We start from the raw sequence: 19,253 nt of genomic DNA on the forward strand, positions 1-19,253 counted from the left end.
TGATTAAGCCGCTCTCTCTTTGAGAGACCGTCAGAACAGATTGTAGACGTAGAACGCCTTTGGGAAATAGGAGATATTAATTAGGGCAGGTTGTGCGGCGTTCTACGCCCACAACCTGCCCTCCGCTCTCTCAAAGTAAAATTAATATTAAAAGAAAAAACACTTTATTTTGGAAAAAGAAAAAAGAATAAGTATAAGAAAAAAACTACATTTGCTACATTATCTACATCAATGAGGATTAGACGAAGAATTCGTGTGTTTGCAACAACTGGGCATTTTCCTCTTTACTAATGCGGATGTACTTCATGAATGAAGTTTCAGTCTTATGCCCAGTAATTGCCATTATTGCTAGCGTAGGCACGTTTCGTTTATACGCATTGGTAGCAAAACTCCTACGGGCTGTATGGGTAGTAACTTTGTCACATTTACGGGCTGTACATTCCTTATGTGTTCCACCAACGGTTTCGGTATATGATATAATTTCCGTAATACCAGCCTGTTCACATAACTTTTTAAGCATTCGGTTCGTTGATTGGTTACATTGCGGTTTCGGCAGTTTGTTTCCATAGCGCTCCAATATCTCCTTTACAATTCGATGTATCGGGATCACGACTTGATTACGTGTTTTATAAGTAACTATTGTTATTGTGTTTTTTTCCAGATTAATATGCTCCATACTTAGTCTGGATATGTCAGAATATCTTAGCCCCGTATAACACGAAATCAAGAAGCAATCCCTAACCTCTGCCTGATTAGTTGGCAATTCAAGAGCATACAAGGCAGCTAACTCGTTTTCGGTAAGGTAGATTGTATTTGCTTCTTCCTTTAACGGAACGAAGTCCTTCTTGAATACACTATTATTTGTAGTGACATTGTTATCGAAAGCATGGCGCATGAACACCTTAATCGTCTTTATAAACTTACCAATTGAGTTCAGTTTGTATTCACCGTTATGATGCTTTATATCATATAGAAAGTTTATGAAGTCATTACGAAATTCTAGATTAACAGCTTCTATCTTTATCGTTATATTACGGGCTGCTGCATATTTCTTTAAAATATTCCTTGTGGATTTATAGGTAGCTAAGGTAGCTGGAGACAATTTTGTACCATCCACATTTAGTATTTTACCTTGTTTGCATAAATCCATGTAATAGTCTATATAAGATATAAAGTCGGGGAATATCGGTTTCTCTTCTTCCTTCTTCTTCTTAAGTGCCTTTATTAACTCTTCCTTTATCAGACTGGCTGTCGGAGTTATGTCCCGACTTTTGTAGCTCTCTATTATTTTAATTAAGGTATTAGTCGTTTTTTCAATTTCTTTATTGATGTTACGCAGCGCAACTTGCAGCATGGGATTGCCTTTTAGCTCGTTATTCCTTTTGACATCTTCTATGGCTTTTCCTGCTTCCTTATCCCAATATGAAGATTTGATTTTGTATTCCACTGGTAGGCAGTAGCTAAAGCGAACCCCACCAATCGTCATACGCAGACGTATCAAGGAGAACTCTTGCGTTGCATTCTTCAGTGAGTATTTGACGCAGTTCTGAGTAAAGATATTCTTATTATTCATATATTTGTAGGTTTATAACTAACAGAACTTTTTCAAGAGTCGTTCCTTTTTATATAGACCTTAATTTCTGTTTTCAAATGATTTGCGAACAATGGAACTCCACAATATGACAGATACGTCATAGTGCCCCAAAGTTACACATTTATTGCATAAAAAGTTAGAAACCTATCAATCAAGTCCTTGTTTTTTCATACTTTTACGGGAAATATGAAATGATATGTCTACAATAGAATTAACAGAACAGGAATTGACTATCAGAAAGCAACTTATTAAGGTCGCTTCTGAGGGGAAGACATTATATTATTCCGACTTAGTGAAAGAAGAAGATGCTACTCTTGTATATAGTCTGGGAACAATATTAGAAAAGATTACCCGATACGATATAGAGAACAAACAACCTATCTTGGCATCTATTGTTGTACTCAAATCCACAGGTTTACCTAGCGAAGGATTCTTTGAGCTCTGCGACACACTGGTTATAGATGTTCGTTTAAGTGATTTACAGAAAGAATGTTTTGAGTATTGGAATAGACACAATATATAGCTTGATATTTAGAAATGGAGGAAATCACATGCAAAGAACTTTTGAGCTTCAACAAACAGGCAATTCTAATTTTACAACTTGTTCTGCTAAAAAGTAAATTGTAAAAGAGATAACTAAAATATGGATAAACCAAAATTATAATTATCTTTGTGATTAGGTATAAAAATAATAAAAATGAGAGGATTTGTAGGTGGTTTTATCGGAGGTATAGTTTTCATATGCATTGCTATAGCAATATGTCTATTTTGTCATAGACATAATTCTGTCATACACCCTATACACATTGCAAATATTGAAGCTGTGCATGATTCTATTTCAATCGAAGAAATTAATGCAAAGATAGAATCAATAAACAAACTTAAAGAACAAGGTGTATTGTTAACGCCACAAGAGTATACAAACAATGTTGTTAATTACTATAATACAGTTATAACATTTTTAGTTGCTTTACTCGCAATATTTTCTTTGGTTACATTTTTTCATTTAAAATTCATTACTGTAGATGAAGTAAAGAAGCAAGTAAAAGAGCTATTGAGGAAATCCCCAGATATACAAAATGTAATTATTGAAAATACAAAAGGCAAGATAGAAGAACTTCTTTTTGATACTACAGAAAGAATTAACAAATTAGAAGCCGAGCTGAAAGACCTAAAAGAGTCATCAGAATGGGATGAATTTGAAGATGATAGCGAAGTTAAAAATAAAGCTGATTTAAAAAGATTGAAAGTAAAAAAATAATCATGGGAGTTCGAGGAATAAGACGAAAAGGAGCTTCTCCAATTAAATTGAATGCAGAAGCGATGTTAGATTATGCATCTCATAATGATTTGATTATTAATAATCAATTAGATATAGATCGCTTAATTAAAGATTATAATATAACAATTAGGAAAGCCCCCTTGTCACCTGAAATATCAGGTAAATTGGAAAAAGAGGGGGAACAATGGACAATAGTAGTGAATTCTAAGCATAATGACGCTAGGCAAAGATATACTTTAGCGCACGAATTCGCCCATTATTGTTTACATCGGAATGATTACTCAGTATTTGAGGACACGGCTTTTTTTAGAAAAGAGGAAAATAAAACTATGATAGAGTATGAAGCAAATCAATTTGCTGCAGAATTACTTATGCCTGAGAAATCTATAAAAGCAGCAATATCAGAAGATATTTTATCTTTAAAAGAGTTAGCTAAAAGGTTTGGAGTATCTCTTATTGCTATGAGAAACAGACTTATTGATTTAGGTTATAAATTGATTGACGATGAAGAATAAATATGGACTTTTGTTTAAGACTGGAGATTCAGAGATAAGGGCTCTTAGAAACTTTTCTAATAAAAAAGGAATATTTCCTATTATAGAATTAACAAGAGGTCGAAAAACTAAGAAAGACACGATTGGAGATATTCAAAAGCGGATAGATCAGTTAGCAGAATGTTTTGGCAACATGGATATTATTTTAGATTTAACTACGGAGCCAGCATTGTCCAGTACTCAAATTGATATGTTTTATATACCAGATAACGGATATAAAAACTGGATTAACTTTTTAATAGAAATAAAGGAGAAAGATATATTCAAAGACATTTATCCTTCAATATTATTAAATGTTGATGATGATTATTTTGAAGATAATTTAGAAAAACAAGTATCTTCAATTTTGAAAAAATTTAGCGGAATTTCCTATAGATGTAATATTGAAGATGAAGGATATAGCGATGATATAGATATTATATCAAAATCAATATCAAGTGACAAAAAATTCTTTTTTATTATTGATTGTAGCTATATCCGAGCTTCTGAATTATCTTCATGCAAAGAACAAGCTGTGAGGATTATTGAAGATGTTTATAATAAAATACCTCATGTAAACTTCATATTGGCATCAACATCATTTCCTGACAAAATCGGTGAGGATGATTCATCTACACTTCAACTAACAGAAATCCGCTTATACCGAGAGGTTTCAAAGGCTATTCCAGATATAAGTATCATGTATAGTGATTATGGTAGTATAAATCCTATTAGAAATGATAATGTCATAATGGCAAATGGCTGGCGACCAAGAATTGACGTTCCTTTAGAAACAGAAATTTTTTACTATCGGAGAAGAAAGGTACCTAAAGGATATGCTGTAACCTATTCCTTAGTAGCTGTAGATGCAACAAGAGATAGGAGATTCCCGTCTGAAATTAAAAATTGGGGAATAAACCAAATTATTATTGCAGCAGATGGCGCTTCTCCAGGTTCATCACCTTCATTTTGGATATCTGTCAGAATGAATATTTACATCGAGCAACAATTAAGACGTCTATCGTTAAGATAATATTCATTTTAAAACAGAATAGTTTCTTAAAGAAAGGATTGATACATCTTCAAAATGTACCACCTCACCTTTATTCTCAATAAAGTTTTCATACTTATATGATATTATACTTTTCATATAAGAGTGAAGGCTATTTTTCACTATTTCTCTTTTACAATTCATCAATTTTCCTCTTACTTGATCTGCAGTCAATGTAGAAGGGAGTGAAAAATATTTTTTTAAAAAAAGGGCTGGAATTGTATTTAAAGCATCTTCTTTGGAGAAGACTTTTTGTTCAAGAGCTCTTCTCTTTTCTGAGATTGTACCGTCAGGATTAAACACATAAATTCCAACTTTTTTTTGATGAATATTTCTAATATTTGCTAGATGATTTTCTGTAGTTATTACATATATGAAATCAAATATTTTTCTATAATTAGCTAGCTGGTTCTCTATTCGTCGTAGATCATCATTGTATGCCTTTATCTCAAATGCATATAATTTGCCATCAGCAACTAAAACCAAGTCAGCCAAAAGACGATTAGTACCATACATTACTTCTTGCCCAATACAAATATTATCAGAACAGAAAGAATTTAATATATGGTCGATAAAACGAGCTTTAATAATGAAACTATTACTATCTAAATTCATACTACAAAATTACATAGAAAATATAAGGGCTGCAATAAAACATGGAAAAGAGAATATACTTTTAACATCTTGCTAGTGGAGCTCATATGATACTTTCTGCCTCATGGCAATGGAATAGAAGAAACAAAATTTCACACAAGATTTAGAACGTATCACAAACTTTTTTTGCATATATTCATTGCAATCAACCATGAGGTAGTGCCCATTATGGTGCTCAATTCCATAGTCCTTTATGACTTATTATGACATTTCATGCACTCGTTCCAGCAAACTAAAGCATTTCTGTAAAGACCAATAGTGATCAATACAACTCAGTTCGATTCCCATTTATCTCTCTGCATGAACCATTGGCGCTATTACCAAGTGGTATAGTTGGCACATACCTTGAACGTGTTGTAAACAAATGTAGCTGTTTGAGTTTGGGGTTAGAAAAAGGTTTTCTTATTCCAGTGACAATAGCGGGAGTTATGTACAACCTCTATCTAAATTGTAATAGTGTTAAAGATATTTTTGATAAGGCTAATATATATACCCCAGTTGCTAACCCTCTTTATAGTTATAAGAACTATGTTGAAAAAAGTTTCTTTTACCATGAAATCTACATTGATAAGACATTTGCAGAACAATATCCTTTAGCAACAAGACAACTGTACGAGTGTCAGATAGGGCTCACTCTACAAATACTCTATACACTTACGGGGAAACGTATAAAGCCTTTAAATGTGTATTCTATGTATGTAGGAGAAAGCAACAATGACGATTTGAACGAGTTTATTGACTTCCCCATGATTTATAGCAAAGATAAATTTGTATTATTATTTGATAAATCAATTCTTAATTTACCAATTCTGATGGCTAATAGTCAATTATTATCAACTGTAGAAAATATAATCAATTCTATTTCGCAAGGAAGTTCCCACCCACCTTTATCACTTTCTATTCGAGAGCAACTACTACAAAATATGCCGCTAATGGACATTAGCTTAAAAACACTTGCTCGAAGAATGAATATAGGGGAGAGAACGCTTCAACGTAAATTGTTTCATGAAGGCACTTCATTTCAGACTATCCTAAATGAAGTTAGAGTAGAATTAGCAGAAAAATATTTAGAACAGAACTTTAGATTGGTTGATATTACTTATTTATTGGGGTTTGAATCACAGAGCGCATTTAACAAGTTCTTTAAAAAGCAGTTTAAAGAACAACCTACCAAATATAGAAAGTAGACACAAGTTATACAAACTTTAGGTGCAAGGTGCTTTCTTCTAAACCGTGCTAAAAGAATGTATTTCAAAAACATAATATCATAAATTTATTTACCTTTGTAAAAAACATAGTTACATGAAAGATTATCCTATAAACTCAATAGATAGCGAATATAGAGGGTGGCTAAAAGCCATCAAGCAGCAAATTCGTTCTACCAAAATACGAATGATAAAAACAGCCAATACGGAGTTGATACACTTTTATTGGCGATTGGGACAAATGATCTCTCAGAAGCTGAAAGAACAGAATTGGGGTGACAAGGTAATAAACAAGCTTTCAGTAGACTTGCGCAATGAGTTTCCTGATATGCAGGGCTTTTCCCGTCAGAACCTATACTACAGCAAGAACTTCTATGAGTTCTACGCAGAGAAAATACACTTTTCATCTAATAATGTAATTGTCCCCCAAGTTGAGGGACAATTACAAGTAGCTGATAACTATAGAATTATCTTCGATATACCTTGGGGACATCAAAAGGTGATAATTAGCAAAGCCCAAAACGTAGAAGAAGCATTATTTTATGCGCACCAAACCCTATCTAACGGCTGGAGTAGAAGTGTTTTAGAGAATCAGTTGAAGCAACAATTCTATGAGCATTACGGACAAGGACAAACCAACTTCTTGCAGACCTTACCTGCTCTAACAGCAGATATGGCACAGGAAGTAGTAAAAGACCCGTATTGGTTTGATTTTGTATCTGTATCTCAAAAAGCACGGGAGCGAGATATAGAAAAGCAGCTTGTCACGCACATCACTCAATTTCTTCTTGAATTAGGCAAAGGCTTTGCCTTTGTAGGAGAGCAATACTGTTTGAACTTGAATAATAAAGAATATTTCTGCGATCTCTTATTCTATCATATCCCGTTACGGGCTTATGTTGTCATAGAGTTGAAGAACGGCAATTTCAAACCTGAACACTTAGGACAGTTGAACTTTTATCAAAACCTAATCAACAATACTTTAAGGGGCGAGTACGACAATCCCACTATAGGAATGTTACTCTGCCGAGATAAAGATAGGATTGAAGTAGAATATGCATTACAAAATATTTCGTCACCGATTGGAGTAAGTGAATTTAATGTTAAGGAGTTACTTCCTGAAAACTTAAAAAGCAAACTACCAACAGTTGAGGAAGTTGAGGAGGAGCTAAATAAATTAGTAGAATAAGCTTGGAAATCATGATTAACAAGGAGAAATTATTTACTCAGATTCAGAATGTAATAAATGCCAATCCCGTTATCGTTTTAGGTTCGGGAGCATCTATTTCATACAACATATCAAGTATGTGGGATTTAGCATTAGAACTCAAAACTTTTTTCAAAGATAATCCATATTCTAATGAGGAATCTCAAGATTGTATCAACAAATTCATTGATAACTTAAATGCAGGTTTAGGCTTAGAAGAAGCTCTATTAAAAATCAAGGTTACAATGGAGGTTGAGCTAAAAATAGTAGAACTTGTTTGGAAAAAAATAATAAAGCAGGACAAGGAAATATATGAAAAAGTAAAGCAAGGCGAAGAAATAAATTTAGTATCTTTGTTTAATCACATTATATATGGTAGAGATTCTGCTATCCTTAATATTGTGTCTACCAATTATGATAAAATAGCAGAATATGCCGCCTCGCAAACTGATGCATTCTTAAATACAGGATTTTCACACAACCTAAGAGGTGTCTTTTTCACAGATCTGAACCCTAAGCTATATGCTAAATTGAAGCCTTATACAGGATGCATAAATATTTGGAAGGTACATGGATCATTAGATTGGTTTTATAGAAATGAAGATATTTTCTGTTTCCCTAATACTTACGATATACCTTTAGGATGTACACCATGCATTATTACACCAGGTACTAATAAGTATGAAAAAACACAGAATGACCCTCATAGAAGTTTATTATCCATCGTTGATAATATATTTAATGAAGCTAGTGGCTTCTTATGTATTGGTTATGGATTTAATGATAGTCATGTACACCCTAAATTAATTAACCACTCAAAGAAAAAAAGAGTACCAATTCTTATAGTTACTAAAAAAGCAACAGATTCAATAAAAGAGTCAGTAATGAAGCAATGTAGCAATTATATTATTATTGAAGATGATAATCATAATGGTACTAACTTTTGGATATCTAATGAACCCGATGCTTTAAACATCCCAAATGAAATATATTGGACAATAGAAGGTTTGTGTAAAATAATTTAAAAACAATAATACGATGAAAGAAAAAACAATATTTAGTTATAATAAGAATGAAGCTATTGCCCTCATTAATAGTGTCGATACAGGTACTGCTACCGCTGTTGTTGAAAATGACAATAATTTATCTACATTACAAATTAACCAACTAATAGCTATAGAAAGTCCTTTTTCAAGCCGCAATATAGTTGGTATGATTGTGAAAATTGCTAGAAAATCATCAACTAACAATGATGATGAAATGGAAGATTTTACTCCAGTAAACACAATCAAAATGGTATTTGTAGGTGAACTTCATGATAGACTTGGGACATTCTCTAATGTATTCAAACGCAATGTTACAGCATTACCTTACATCGATGCTAAGTGTTATAAAATCGATGGTGAAAAGTTATCCGAATTAATGAAAACAATTTCTGCCGAGATAGAAAAAGGAATTAACCCGTTAAACCTTGGAAAATATTCTATGGATGAAAGCTCTGTAGCTTACCTTGATGGAGATAAATTTTTTCAAAGGCATGCAGCTATTGTTGGTTCTACAGGAAGTGGAAAATCATATTGTGTAGCAAAATTGGTTGAGCAAATATCTGATTTAGAAATGGCGAATGCAATATTATTTGATATACATGGAGAATATTCAAATGAAAGTTTTTTAAAGTCTGGAATTAAGCAATACAAAATAGCCTCTCCAAATGATTTAATATCAAAAGATAAATTATCGAATAATATTTTAATGATTCCTTACTGGTTACTGAACTATGAAGAAATGCAAGCATTACTTTTAGATCGTAGCGATATGAATGCTCCCAACCAAGCCATGCTTTTATCTAAACAAATTCTAACTCATAAAGAGAGCAACGTTGAGGGAACAATATATACAAAACAAATAACATTAGATAGCCCTGTTCCATATGATTTGAAGGAAGTACTGCAAAAACTTCAAGAATTAGATGAAGAAAAAGTCGAAGGCAGTAGAGGAGAAAAAGCAGGTCCATACAATGGAAAGCTAACAAGGTTTAATCAAAGATTAGCTAATAAATTAGAGGATAAACGATTGGGATTTATGTTTTCTCTAACTTCTGAAGAAATGGATGTAGATTGGTTAAAGATTTTTTGCACAAAATTAATGGGAACGGATGATGGTACTGGGAAGGGAGTGAAAGTTATAGACTTTTCTGAGGTTCCCTCTGATATTTTACCTTTGGTAATTGGTTTAATGACAAGAATAATATTCTCTGTCCAGCAGTGGAGTGACAAAAGTTCCCGACACCCTGTTGCATTGTTATGCGATGAAGCACACCTCTATGTTCAGCAATTAGATCATAGTGATTCAGTAGCTGAAATTGGATTAAAAAGTTTTGAACGCATAGCTAAAGAGGGAAGAAAATATGGAGTAGGGCTTGTCATCATTAGTCAAAGGCCATCAGAAGTAAACCGAACAGTCCTAAGTCAATGTAATAACTTTATCAGCCTTCGGCTAACAAATGTAGAAGATCAAAGCGTGATAAAAAGACTATTACCAGATAATCTAGGCAACATTGCAGATAACTTATCATTGCTAGATATTGCAGAAGCCATCATCGTTGGTGATGCTACTCTACTCCCTTCTAGAATCAGGATTGATGAACCCACTATTAAACCATCTAGCCAAACGATTAAATTTTGGCAGATATGGGGACAAACTGAAGGTTCTCAAAATCTATTATCTGCCATAGATAATATGATAAAACAATATAAAGCAGAATAAACTAATCTGTAAAGTTTTTCTAGGACAAGATAATTTTAGGTGCAAGGTGCAAGCATATATATGTATATATAGCTTGCACCTTGCACCTAAGTTGAAATATTAATAATCAAAGACTTGCGTAATTTGAAAAGAATGCATACTTTTGAACCCAAGATATAAGCAGACAGACACCGGACAGAAGCGGACTGTTTTTAAGGACTAAAGCGTGACTGATACAAAGCTTATAATTCCGAAGATATTGATTTTTAGGAGAATATACCGCAAGGTTCACAAACCAGGCGGATCACATAAGAACAAAGCCAAACGGCGACAAAAAAGAGACAAGTCCTACAATATCAACGTATTGTAGGACTTTTTTTATTGTTTCAGTCTTGCTTAAAAGACAAAAAAGGGATCAATGTAAAAATCTGAGGGCTTTTCTTTTTATGCATATAATTTGGCGAGTCTGTACAAGAAAAATGCTTTATCTCTTACTCCTCTGAACTGTGCCCTAAACGCTTTGATTTTAGCATTAAATGATTCTGCTGCTGCATTGGTAGCCCTTCTTTCAAAGAAGTTTATTATATTCAGATAGTGCGTTTGTATAGAGCGCGCTACCCTTCCAAAGGTGAGGAACTCCGATTTGTCTACTTCATCATACCACCTTGCAAGCCTTGTCAAAGCAATATCTTTAAACTTACACTGATGATAGATTGAGCCTAACCGCATGGCCAGATAATATCCCTTCTTTATATCGGGATATTCTTTAAATAGAATCTCGGCCCGTATCCTTTGTGACTGAGTCCATAGCGATTCTTTTTTGTAAAGCAGATAAATACTCCTTGCCAGCAACTGTTTTCTTGTATCTCCATTAGCGAAAACGGGCGCATGATACATCTTTCCGCAGGCCTTTGCGTAAGCAATCTGTATGGACTCTTCGTCCAAAGCCTCCCAGCGAACTTTCACGCGCATCTCCTGAACAGCTTCATAAGCTAATTTCTGTACATGGAAACGATCTGTAACGCGTTTGGCGGCAGGGAAGCAAGTCCGGGCAATCTGTGCCATATGGGGGCCATATCCAATGTTATCTCACGTACCTGGTAGCGACGACGACGGGAAAGTTTAAGCAGGACAGAGGTGACTGTACAAACAGCCGTACCTTTAATGATAGCGATAATACTGCCTTTACCACCGTGAGCCTCTTTATTAATCAACACAGTATAGAGTTCTCCACGAGAGAGAGCCACTTCATCAATGCAGACGTAGGCACCAATGTTCTTTTCAAACAAAAGCCAGTTCTCTGCGTGGGCAAGCTGCTCCCAGTGGAGGTAGCCACTTAAATGGTTACGGTATTGACGTTCAAATAAATCCCCGTCAACGCCATATAAAGTACCCAATAACTTGCAGCTGATCGGATAATTATCAATATAGTTCTTTTAAAAAAAACGCAAAATCCTGCGTCATACGAGTACCCTCAGCTAACATGCGCCAGTTACGGCAGATATACTCATTGCTCTTCTTTAATATCCAGCGACGACGGCGAATGTTCAGATACACTTTCTTGCCACGAAGGGGAAAGTCCTGAACAACCACTGGATCATAAAAGCCTTTGCTCTCAGTGCCCTCACCGGCATACTGCTCAGGAACCAGATTCTTCTCTTCAAGGTAAATCACAATCTCATTCATGCTTTCCTTCACATCAACAAGAGCAAAGCAATCCAAGGTGCCTTCAGGAAGAAGAAGGCGATAACCATTTAACTCCATTTTCTATAAATTTGAAGGCAAAGATAAGAATTTATAATTTTACCCCTCAGAGTTATTCATTGATCCCCAAAAAGGGGCACGAAAAGACACGGTTGAGTATCCAAATCGTATCCCCTTCCCCCAAAAACGATTAGGGGGGTACGATTGTCGGAAAATGGCTTACTTTTGACGTGATTTGTCTATACTCTATTTATCTCATTTACAGTGATTAAAATTAGTTTTGCAATCTAAAAAAAGTGAGATTATGAAGAATGAAAAAAGTACTTTCAGCGTATTGTTTTACCTGAAAAAAGACAAGATGAAAAAGAATGGTTTAGTACCCATTCATGCCCGTATCACAATTAACGGCAAACAGACCCAATTCAATACTCTCAAATCCGCATAAATTTTAAAAGACACAGAATCATGGAAGCAGTGGATTAGTAGTGTTAAAAGTAAAATAATTTTGATCGATAATTATTTATCAACTAACAATCCCATTTTTTTTGCAAAATCCTGCATCAGTTTTGTTAAAGGACGTTTTAGTATATCTTCCTCTCCAATATAAAATCCATAAAAAAAACGGGAGAAATCTATCATTCCGTTAGCAAACAATTTCTTGAATTCACTCATAAGTTGCTCACGATAGGTTTTGTTATAAATTTTTGCTTTCCAAATAATTTCTTCAGCTGTATCCGTAAATTCAGAATAGATTTGATCTATATGAAATCTATCCTGATGGTTCTGCAATAACTTCAGATTCTGGGCATTTTTGGTGTGTACATCTAATCTAATATCCAGACAATCACAATTATGAGACAGCATATATTTGGCAATGCTTGCAGGATCAATATGAAAAAAAAATGGGTAAAGTTCATTATAGTCTTCCGTGTAAAGTCTAAATAACGCAGGATTATCAGATTTACTCTGGTTACAATGTCCACAGCTTGGCTGGAGATTAAAAAAAGAAGTACACAGAAATGGATATTCGGATTGAGGCTTGAAATGATCAAGTTGGTAAGTAACTCTCTGTCCCTTATTTTCCGATGTTGTAATAGCATACTGCGCGTTACAATAGACACAAGTCCTGATCCCTAACTTTTTTATATAGGGACGAAAGTCTTTCTTTTGCAGCCCATCATAGCGCATCGCATTAACAACCAATTTATAGAATTGAATCTTCTTAATACCGTCTACTTTTGAGAATCCAGGCACTGGTTTTCTAAGTTCAGCATCAGTCAAGTTAGAAAAATGATTTGTCTTATAATTCTCAAATTCGCTTGGCTTTAGTCTTAGGATATCTGAATATTTATCGTATATTTCATGCACATAGTCCGCATATTTACACCCTGTCCGTTTTGTCCTTAATGTATTTTCAAGTAACTGCAGTTTGTCTTTTGGCATGTCAAATTTAGTAAGATTTCTATCCGTAAATAATGTCGTGGAGAAATCGTAAGCCATCCGTTCTATTTTCGGAGTTATAAAAATCCTTTTCATATTTCACGTTTTAATTCATCAATTCTTGCTTGCAAATCATCAATTAATTTTTGCCGTTCAATCTCAATTATAAATTTCCTGTCAAATAAAACCTCCAGTTGCACTTTCAAGATTGGTTCTCCAATACACTTTATCAGTTTTTCGGCTTTAAACTTATCCCATTCTTTGGTCTCCATTTTTTCTGAAGACAGAAAATTTATCAGGCTTTTAATCTTTTCCTGTGCAAAAGCTCCCATAAAGCCATTTTCCAGAAAGAAACTCTGATATAAAATATCATTCAAGTTAGCGCCAAATGGATTGATAAAATCGTTGTTATTTTGTTCTATACCCTGTTTGAGGTAGAGGATATTATCAGATGGAACATCTGACAGGATAAAAGGCGAATGGGTAGTGGTGATAATGTGAAATGAAAGAAAAGTGTTCAGGTGCAACCTTTCCAACAAATCAATCAGTCGTTTAATGAAAGTACGTTGATATTCCGGGTGAAAACAAAGCTCAATTTCATCCAGTACCAACAATATATTTCGGTAGTGAATCCTACTGATAGGAACCGATTTTATATTGAATATATGATAGATAAGTGTACTGACAGCGAAATAAAACTGCCTCTCTCCCGAGCTTAATGATTCCATCGAAACGCCTTTGGAAGGCTCGGTTTCGGAAGGATCACTGTTGTTGGGTTTTAAATAAATATGAGGCAGAAAAAACGGAGGCGGTGTCTGGCTCATCAGAAATTCAATCGTAGTTGCTCGCTTTTTCTCTCCTTTTGCTGTATTCAGATTTTCATATCGTTCATATGAAAAAGGCGTTTCTGAATCCTGCATGAATGAACAGTCAGGACTATTGTTCAGTTTCAGGATATAATTTATGGCTTGTGTTACTTTTGTGGTGATGTGAGAATGGTCTGTATTCACCCTTTTAGCCAGTAATATTGCTCTTACCCGTTCTTCTTTTTTTACTTTTTTAATACACAGTGATGTATCGCCGATGTCATCAAATTCCCGATATGAAGGATATTTTGACGCAATACTCAGTACTTTGTACACGATGTACAGATAACCATATAACTTTAAGTCTGAGTCCGGATCAATCTTACCAATTGGGAATTGTTGCAAGATTCTTGTCGCTATCGTTTCCTCACTTCTAAGTTGCTTTCTGAACTCTTCCAAAAATTCTTCAACCGTCATCTCTGCTTTCTTTACCAGTCTGTTTCCGATCCATTCCTCATAAGTTTGATTAAATTTATCTTTGAATGTGGAAATATCAAGCTGATATTCAATCTTCCCATAGCTATATCCCTCAATTAGTTGCTGCTTCTTTTCCCTGGAATATAGTAATAGAGCAGCCATTCGCTGTCGTGCTAATCTAGCTTCTATCACCATGTCAATTTTTCCATTGTTTCTGAATGGATTAAGATTCATAGCCGTTAAGTAACCATCATTCTTATGAAATAAGCTGTTAATCCATATACCGGTTTCAGTCTTCTCTGTAAGTTTCCCCTCCTTTGTTATCTCACATACTTTCTCATTTTTGTAATCTTCTGCCGTATAAGCCTGTAATGAGTAATTGGTTACAATGGAATAGAAAAATTGTTTCATCAGCTCAATCTTTCTATCGTTATTTGTTTTGCTGCAATCTTCATAGTCCGTAAATTCCTCGCAGGGTTTACCAAAACAAACTTTTTCATCATTATATTCTAACCCCATGCTCATATCACGACTTTTCAGAATGCCGCACATCCCATCTATCTCGTAACTTAAATCCGCCCTTATACCTTTTACATAAAACATCTTTGCCGCTGATGGACGTCTGTTGCCAATAACCATAAAGGCACTCAGATTATTTATCATCCGGAATATCAGTTCTAGCAGGGACGATTTTCCACTACCATTTTTCCCAACAATGGCAGACACCATGATATTTTTCCCGAAAAATCCATTTGTATCTTCCACTCTGGAAACAAAAGTGTATTTTCCTGGCTTCACTACTTTTCGAAACTTACATTCTGAATATATTTCTATAGAATTAATGGTAAATGCCATACTAATATTTTTTATAAAAAACGTACAAAGGTATAATATTCTATCAAATATACTATGCGATTAACGGAAAAAGACTTGAGGAGCAAAATAATAACGAAAAAAGGTCTTCGCCTAAAGTGATGAAGAATTACTAAAATCAGGTTACTATTTGAATTTTAGAGATGAGATTTTGTAATTTATAAGGGCGTGCTTCATCTTAAGTTTCACAACCCAAAAGGTAAAAAATTAATGGACTTTTCTTACCTTTTTTAGTTTGTCATTTCTATTCCTCCTTTTTCGGCAACAGGTGGCACAGGTCGGGGTCGTCCGCAATGCGTTGTAACTCATTGGCAACGATCTGCTTGGTTTCGGCTTTGATGCGGTTATAATTCTCCTGTATCATTTCTTTCATGTGGTCAATGCCGTTTTCATCTACAAAGTTGGTGATAACGGGGATTTTCTTGTACGCTTTGGTTTCGGCGGCTACCCGCTCGTTATCAACGACAATTTCACAATGGAAAATTTTCTGCTCGATACACTCGTCGAAGTTGTCCGCCACCACACCGGCAAACCTCCCCTGTGTCAGATTTGAAATCTTGCTGGGGGAAATAAGAGAATCCATTGGGTTAGAGATGAACGTTGATTTGTTATTGCGGTTAATGGTCATCGACTGGCGTTTCTGCAACACTTTCCCAAAGCGGTCTGAAAGCGTTTTTGCCGTGTCGCCGACGACTTGCCCGAAAAAGATATTACCGACGGTGTTTATCACCACGGCGGCCTCTTTATCCGTTCACACTTCCACAACCAGTTAATGCGTGACAGCTATGTTACCTGTGCCCGGAGAGCAGTGCATAAGAACGCATAGGATTGTGTCAGGATATTGTCGTATCCCGAAACTTCCCATAATAAGCCGACGCACTCTCTGAAACATTCTTCTTCCTCTTTCCATCTATTCTGAACATTATAAGTGATTCCGGTAGCATAGAGCGCCAATGCCATCCCTGCCTTATCCTCCCGCTTCCTGGCACGGTCGAACATTAGTTCTGCTGCTTCGGCTGCTTGTTTATAATCCCCTTTCAGATTATAGGCAGTGATTAGCTGCATATTGATCTGATAATAGAATTTCCACAGTTCATGCCGAATATAAAAGTCAAGATAGCCGGACGCTTTTTGAATGATTTCATCATACTCCTTCCGGTTTATGTGGGATATGATGGTATTTCCATACACCATTCCCTGCATTTCTACATTTCCCTACTTTATGGCTTCGGCTTCAACCCGGCTGAACAGCCTCAGCAATGTATCCATTTTTTGGTCGTCGCCAACTTCCGACATATATAAATAGTACAATCTGTTGTATGACTTTAGTTTATCAATACCTTCAGAGTGTTCAATCACTTGCCGCAAAGAGTCTTTTTGATGTTGTAGGCTATTTTGTGCTAAAACAGGTAAGGTAAAACATAAAAGGCTTCCCCATAAAATAGTTATCAGACTGGTTTTATATTTCATATTGGTTGTGTGTTTACGTAAGTTCTTGATTTATAATTCTTCAAAAATACAAAAAATATCATCAGGTGGAACAAACATGAAAGAATTTATAATAAATCACCAAATTATGCCACAAGCAGCCACTTTAGTGCCACTTGGTGCCACGCTATTCAGGTTCCATTGAATTACAGACACTTGCATCTACTTTCGCCCCGCATTACGATAGATGCAAGTTACATAAAACAAATTACAATGAAAGAAAATCAGAATGAAGAAGAAGTATTACTCATGGCCGACAAGGACGACGACAGCAAACTCAAAGCAGTGGACAAGTCCGCTGCAAAGGAAGGGATATGGCGCTTGTTGCTGCCCTCAATGGAAACTACCGTATTCCCGTCTCCTTTCCGGATACGACGGACGTGTTTACCGACATGCTGGGATATCCCGAAGACAACAGGATCTCATCGACCTGTACAAGATCAATCCGAATGATTATCCGATACTGGTGCAGGAGCAGAAATCTCCCACCGCAACGGAATAACAGTCGTTTACCGGTTCCTCCCCCGGACAATCCGAAGCAGGGGAACAAGTCCGCAACCGTTGGGCTTTGAGAACCGCATGGATTGGGAACAACTCGCCCGTCTGGGCTTCACGTCGGATTGTTTAGTGGAATATTCTATTATAACAGTGGCTACAGCCTCGCCTGTTTCGCCTTTGGCGCAGCAGAGCATTTGCTATAGTCTTTACCAACTTCAGGATCAACTGGATTGTGGGCACACAGTCCTGCGAGTTCGGGATGAATCGGAATAGCTTGATTATCTTTTTTTCTGCCACCAGAGTAATTACCGGAACCGGAGCGTAGTGCAGCGATGCAGTCCGTTGAAGGAGGTGGTTTCTTTGATGATGGCATTTATATTGATGGCAGTTCCGGGAAGTGTTGTATTACCGCAGGATCTACGTTATGAAAAAAACTGCTTGAAGGAAGACTACACCGGAATTCAAACCATAAATTTGGTCGGGGTTCCGGTGTTTTGTCTTCTACGGAGAGTTACTATCCTTTCTTATCTTCTGCCCTGTCTTCTGCGGCAGAACCAGGTTCGGAAGCGAATGGAAAATCATCGAAATGGAAACTTTTGTGAGGAGTGAAGTGAAAGATTATATCTTTCATTTATGTACCAATTACAAATCATCTTCCAATGCTGTACTTTTTGCATAAGCAGTACTCTTAGCCTCAAAGAAATCAGTCTTTACCATATTGGCATTGGAATATTGTGATACCCAACGCATGCTTTCGGGTTCTTTTAAATTGTCTTCATACAATGGAGTAAATCCAAGACTGGTCCAGCGGAGGTTTCCTAAATAACGAATGTAGTCTTCTATCATTTTCTTATTCAATCCCTGGATCTCGTCACCTATCACATATTGCCCCCATTCTATTTCCTGTTTCACTCCTTCACGCATCATCGCTTCGTATACTTTCACCCTATCAGAAGTAAACAATTCCGGCTCTTCCTTCTTCAATTCCAGAATGATATTACGAAACAGCCAAAGATGGGTATTTTCATCCCGATTGATATAACGGATTTCCTGAGCAGATCCAGACATCTTTCCGTTACGACTCAGGTTATAGAAAAACATGAAGCCACTGTAAAAATAAATACCCTCCAGTATATAATTGGCTATCAATGTTTTCATCAACGTAAAGCTGTCCTGGCTTTCCTGAAATTCATTATAGCAATTACCTATAAAAGTGTTTCTTTTTAATAGATGCTCATCTGTTTTCCATTGATACAGAATGTCATTGCGCTCCTCCGGACTACATATAGAGTCCAGCATATAACTGTAACTTTGGCTATGGACGCACTCTTGAAAGGCTTGAATATGCAGGCAGAGATTGACTTCATTTGCTGTAATGTATTCACTGATAGTAGGCAGATTGTTACTTTGCAGGGAGTCAAGGAAAACAAGGAAGCTCAATATCTTGTCATAAGCTGTCCGTTCTGCCTTATCCAGATGTGGATAATCCTTTGTATCCTGAGTAAGATTGATTTCTTCGGGTATCCAGAAATTATTCATGGCCTGACGATACCAGTCACTCACCCATTTGTAATGCATATTGTTGAAATCATTCAAATTAGTTGTATTCCCGCCAATCATTTTTCTGAGACGGAGTTCGGTATCACCCTCGGGATTGAAGAGGGCATTCTTCTTTAATTTCTTTATTTCCATATTT

At 35.8% G+C, this 19,253-nt stretch carries 18 protein-coding genes and 3 pseudogenes; 11 read left to right on the forward strand and 10 right to left on the reverse strand.

The features are described from left to right. Positions 1-238 precede the first annotated feature (238 nt). On the reverse strand, positions 239-1,573 hold the full coding sequence (locus KO473_RS01110; RefSeq protein ID WP_005656998.1) for a site-specific integrase: 1,335 nt from the start codon (positions 1,571-1,573) through the stop codon (positions 239-241). A 217-nt stretch (positions 1,574-1,790) separates the two neighbouring features. Here KO473_RS01110 and KO473_RS01115 point away from each other — a divergent pair, with 217 nt between their 5' ends. The 4 genes from KO473_RS01115 to KO473_RS01130 all read left to right on the forward strand — a co-directional run bounded on the left by KO473_RS01115 (position 1,791) and on the right by KO473_RS01130 (position 4,442). Further along, on the forward strand, positions 1,791-2,117 hold the full coding sequence (locus KO473_RS01115) for a hypothetical protein (RefSeq protein ID WP_005656999.1): 327 nt from the start codon (positions 1,791-1,793) through the stop codon (positions 2,115-2,117). Positions 2,118-2,291: 174 nt separating this feature from the next. Beyond that, positions 2,292-2,855, forward strand: a complete 564-nt coding sequence (locus KO473_RS01120; protein ID WP_005657001.1) for a hypothetical protein — start codon at positions 2,292-2,294, stop codon at positions 2,853-2,855. 2 nt (positions 2,856-2,857) lie between these two features. Next, positions 2,858-3,391, forward strand: coding sequence for an ImmA/IrrE family metallo-endopeptidase (locus KO473_RS01125; protein ID WP_005657002.1), 534 nt, complete (start codon positions 2,858-2,860; stop codon positions 3,389-3,391). Beyond that, entirely contained in the window at positions 3,381-4,442 is a 1,062-nt protein-coding gene (locus KO473_RS01130; protein WP_005819835.1) for a hypothetical protein, read from the forward strand. Before KO473_RS01125 ends, KO473_RS01130 begins: the two co-directional genes overlap by 11 nt. Positions 4,443-4,445: 3 nt before the next feature. On the opposite strand, the gene KO473_RS01135 is transcribed toward KO473_RS01130, so the two are convergent. Next, positions 4,446-5,075, reverse strand: coding sequence for a sce7726 family protein (locus KO473_RS01135; protein ID WP_005657005.1), 630 nt, complete (start codon positions 5,073-5,075; stop codon positions 4,446-4,448). 413 nt (positions 5,076-5,488) lie between these two features. Here KO473_RS01135 and KO473_RS01140 point away from each other — a divergent pair, with 413 nt between their 5' ends. The 4 genes from KO473_RS01140 (at position 5,489) to KO473_RS01155 (ending at position 10,292) form a co-directional block, all read left to right on the forward strand. Further along, complete coding sequence (locus KO473_RS01140) at positions 5,489-6,301, forward strand: AraC family transcriptional regulator (protein ID WP_250735816.1); 813 nt, start codon at positions 5,489-5,491, stop codon at positions 6,299-6,301. 115 nt (positions 6,302-6,416) lie between these two features. Beyond that, the gene (locus KO473_RS01145; protein ID WP_005819833.1) at positions 6,417-7,508 is read left to right on the forward strand and encodes a YhcG family protein; all 1,092 of its coding nucleotides are present in this window, start codon (positions 6,417-6,419) and stop codon (positions 7,506-7,508) included. A gap of 11 nt (positions 7,509-7,519) precedes the next feature. Further along, complete coding sequence (locus KO473_RS01150; protein WP_005819832.1) at positions 7,520-8,551, forward strand: SIR2 family protein; 1,032 nt, start codon at positions 7,520-7,522, stop codon at positions 8,549-8,551. 13 nt (positions 8,552-8,564) lie between these two features. Next, positions 8,565-10,292, forward strand: coding sequence for an ATP-binding protein (locus tag KO473_RS01155; RefSeq protein ID WP_005819831.1), 1,728 nt, complete (start codon positions 8,565-8,567; stop codon positions 10,290-10,292). A gap of 423 nt (positions 10,293-10,715) precedes the next feature. On the opposite strand, the pseudogene KO473_RS01160 reads toward KO473_RS01155, so the two are convergent. Then, positions 10,716-11,668, reverse strand: a pseudogene (locus tag KO473_RS01160) (transposase). Between the two features lie 25 nt (positions 11,669-11,693). Continuing rightward, positions 11,694-12,035, reverse strand: coding sequence for a hypothetical protein (locus KO473_RS01165; RefSeq protein WP_005819829.1), 342 nt, complete (start codon positions 12,033-12,035; stop codon positions 11,694-11,696). Positions 12,036-12,279: 244 nt separating this feature from the next. Here KO473_RS01165 and KO473_RS01170 point away from each other — a divergent pair. Beyond that, positions 12,280-12,405: pseudogene (locus KO473_RS01170) on the forward strand (site-specific integrase); the annotation flags it as partial. Positions 12,406-12,491: 86 nt separating this feature from the next. Here KO473_RS01170 and KO473_RS01175 read toward each other — a convergent pair. The 5 genes and pseudogenes from KO473_RS01175 to KO473_RS01195 form a co-directional block, all read right to left on the reverse strand. Next, on the reverse strand, positions 12,492-13,511 hold the full coding sequence (locus KO473_RS01175) for an HNH endonuclease (RefSeq protein WP_005819827.1): 1,020 nt from the start codon (positions 13,509-13,511) through the stop codon (positions 12,492-12,494). Then, positions 13,508-15,553, reverse strand: coding sequence for an AAA family ATPase (locus KO473_RS01180; RefSeq protein WP_005776749.1), 2,046 nt, complete (start codon positions 15,551-15,553; stop codon positions 13,508-13,510). Before KO473_RS01180 ends, KO473_RS01175 begins: the two co-directional genes overlap by 4 nt. 262 nt (positions 15,554-15,815) lie before the next feature. Beyond that, a pseudogene (locus KO473_RS01185) lies at positions 15,816-16,319 on the reverse strand (conjugal transfer protein TraG); the annotation flags it as partial. 35 nt (positions 16,320-16,354) lie between these two features. Then, a complete protein-coding gene (locus KO473_RS01190) occupies positions 16,355-16,765 on the reverse strand; it encodes a hypothetical protein (RefSeq protein WP_005819825.1) in 411 nt (136 codons plus the stop codon). A gap of 21 nt (positions 16,766-16,786) precedes the next feature. Beyond that, entirely contained in the window at positions 16,787-17,041 is a 255-nt protein-coding gene (locus KO473_RS01195; protein WP_005819824.1) for a hypothetical protein, read from the reverse strand. A 159-nt stretch (positions 17,042-17,200) separates the two neighbouring features. Between KO473_RS01195 and KO473_RS01200 the strand changes: the two genes are divergently transcribed. Then, positions 17,201-17,512, forward strand: a complete 312-nt coding sequence (locus KO473_RS01200; protein WP_005776745.1) for a hypothetical protein — start codon at positions 17,201-17,203, stop codon at positions 17,510-17,512. 126 nt (positions 17,513-17,638) lie between these two features. Beyond that, the gene (locus KO473_RS23300; RefSeq protein ID WP_232303439.1) at positions 17,639-17,830 is read left to right on the forward strand and encodes a hypothetical protein; all 192 of its coding nucleotides are present in this window, start codon (positions 17,639-17,641) and stop codon (positions 17,828-17,830) included. 369 nt (positions 17,831-18,199) lie between these two features. Here the strand turns inward: KO473_RS23300 and KO473_RS01210 are convergent, their stop codons facing one another. Next, positions 18,200-19,249 (reverse strand): ribonucleotide-diphosphate reductase subunit beta, encoded by a 1,050-nt coding sequence (locus KO473_RS01210; RefSeq protein WP_005808712.1) that lies wholly within the window; start codon positions 19,247-19,249, stop codon positions 18,200-18,202. Positions 19,250-19,253 lie beyond the last annotated feature (4 nt).

Source organism: Bacteroides sp. HF-4919 (assembly GCF_018860125.1).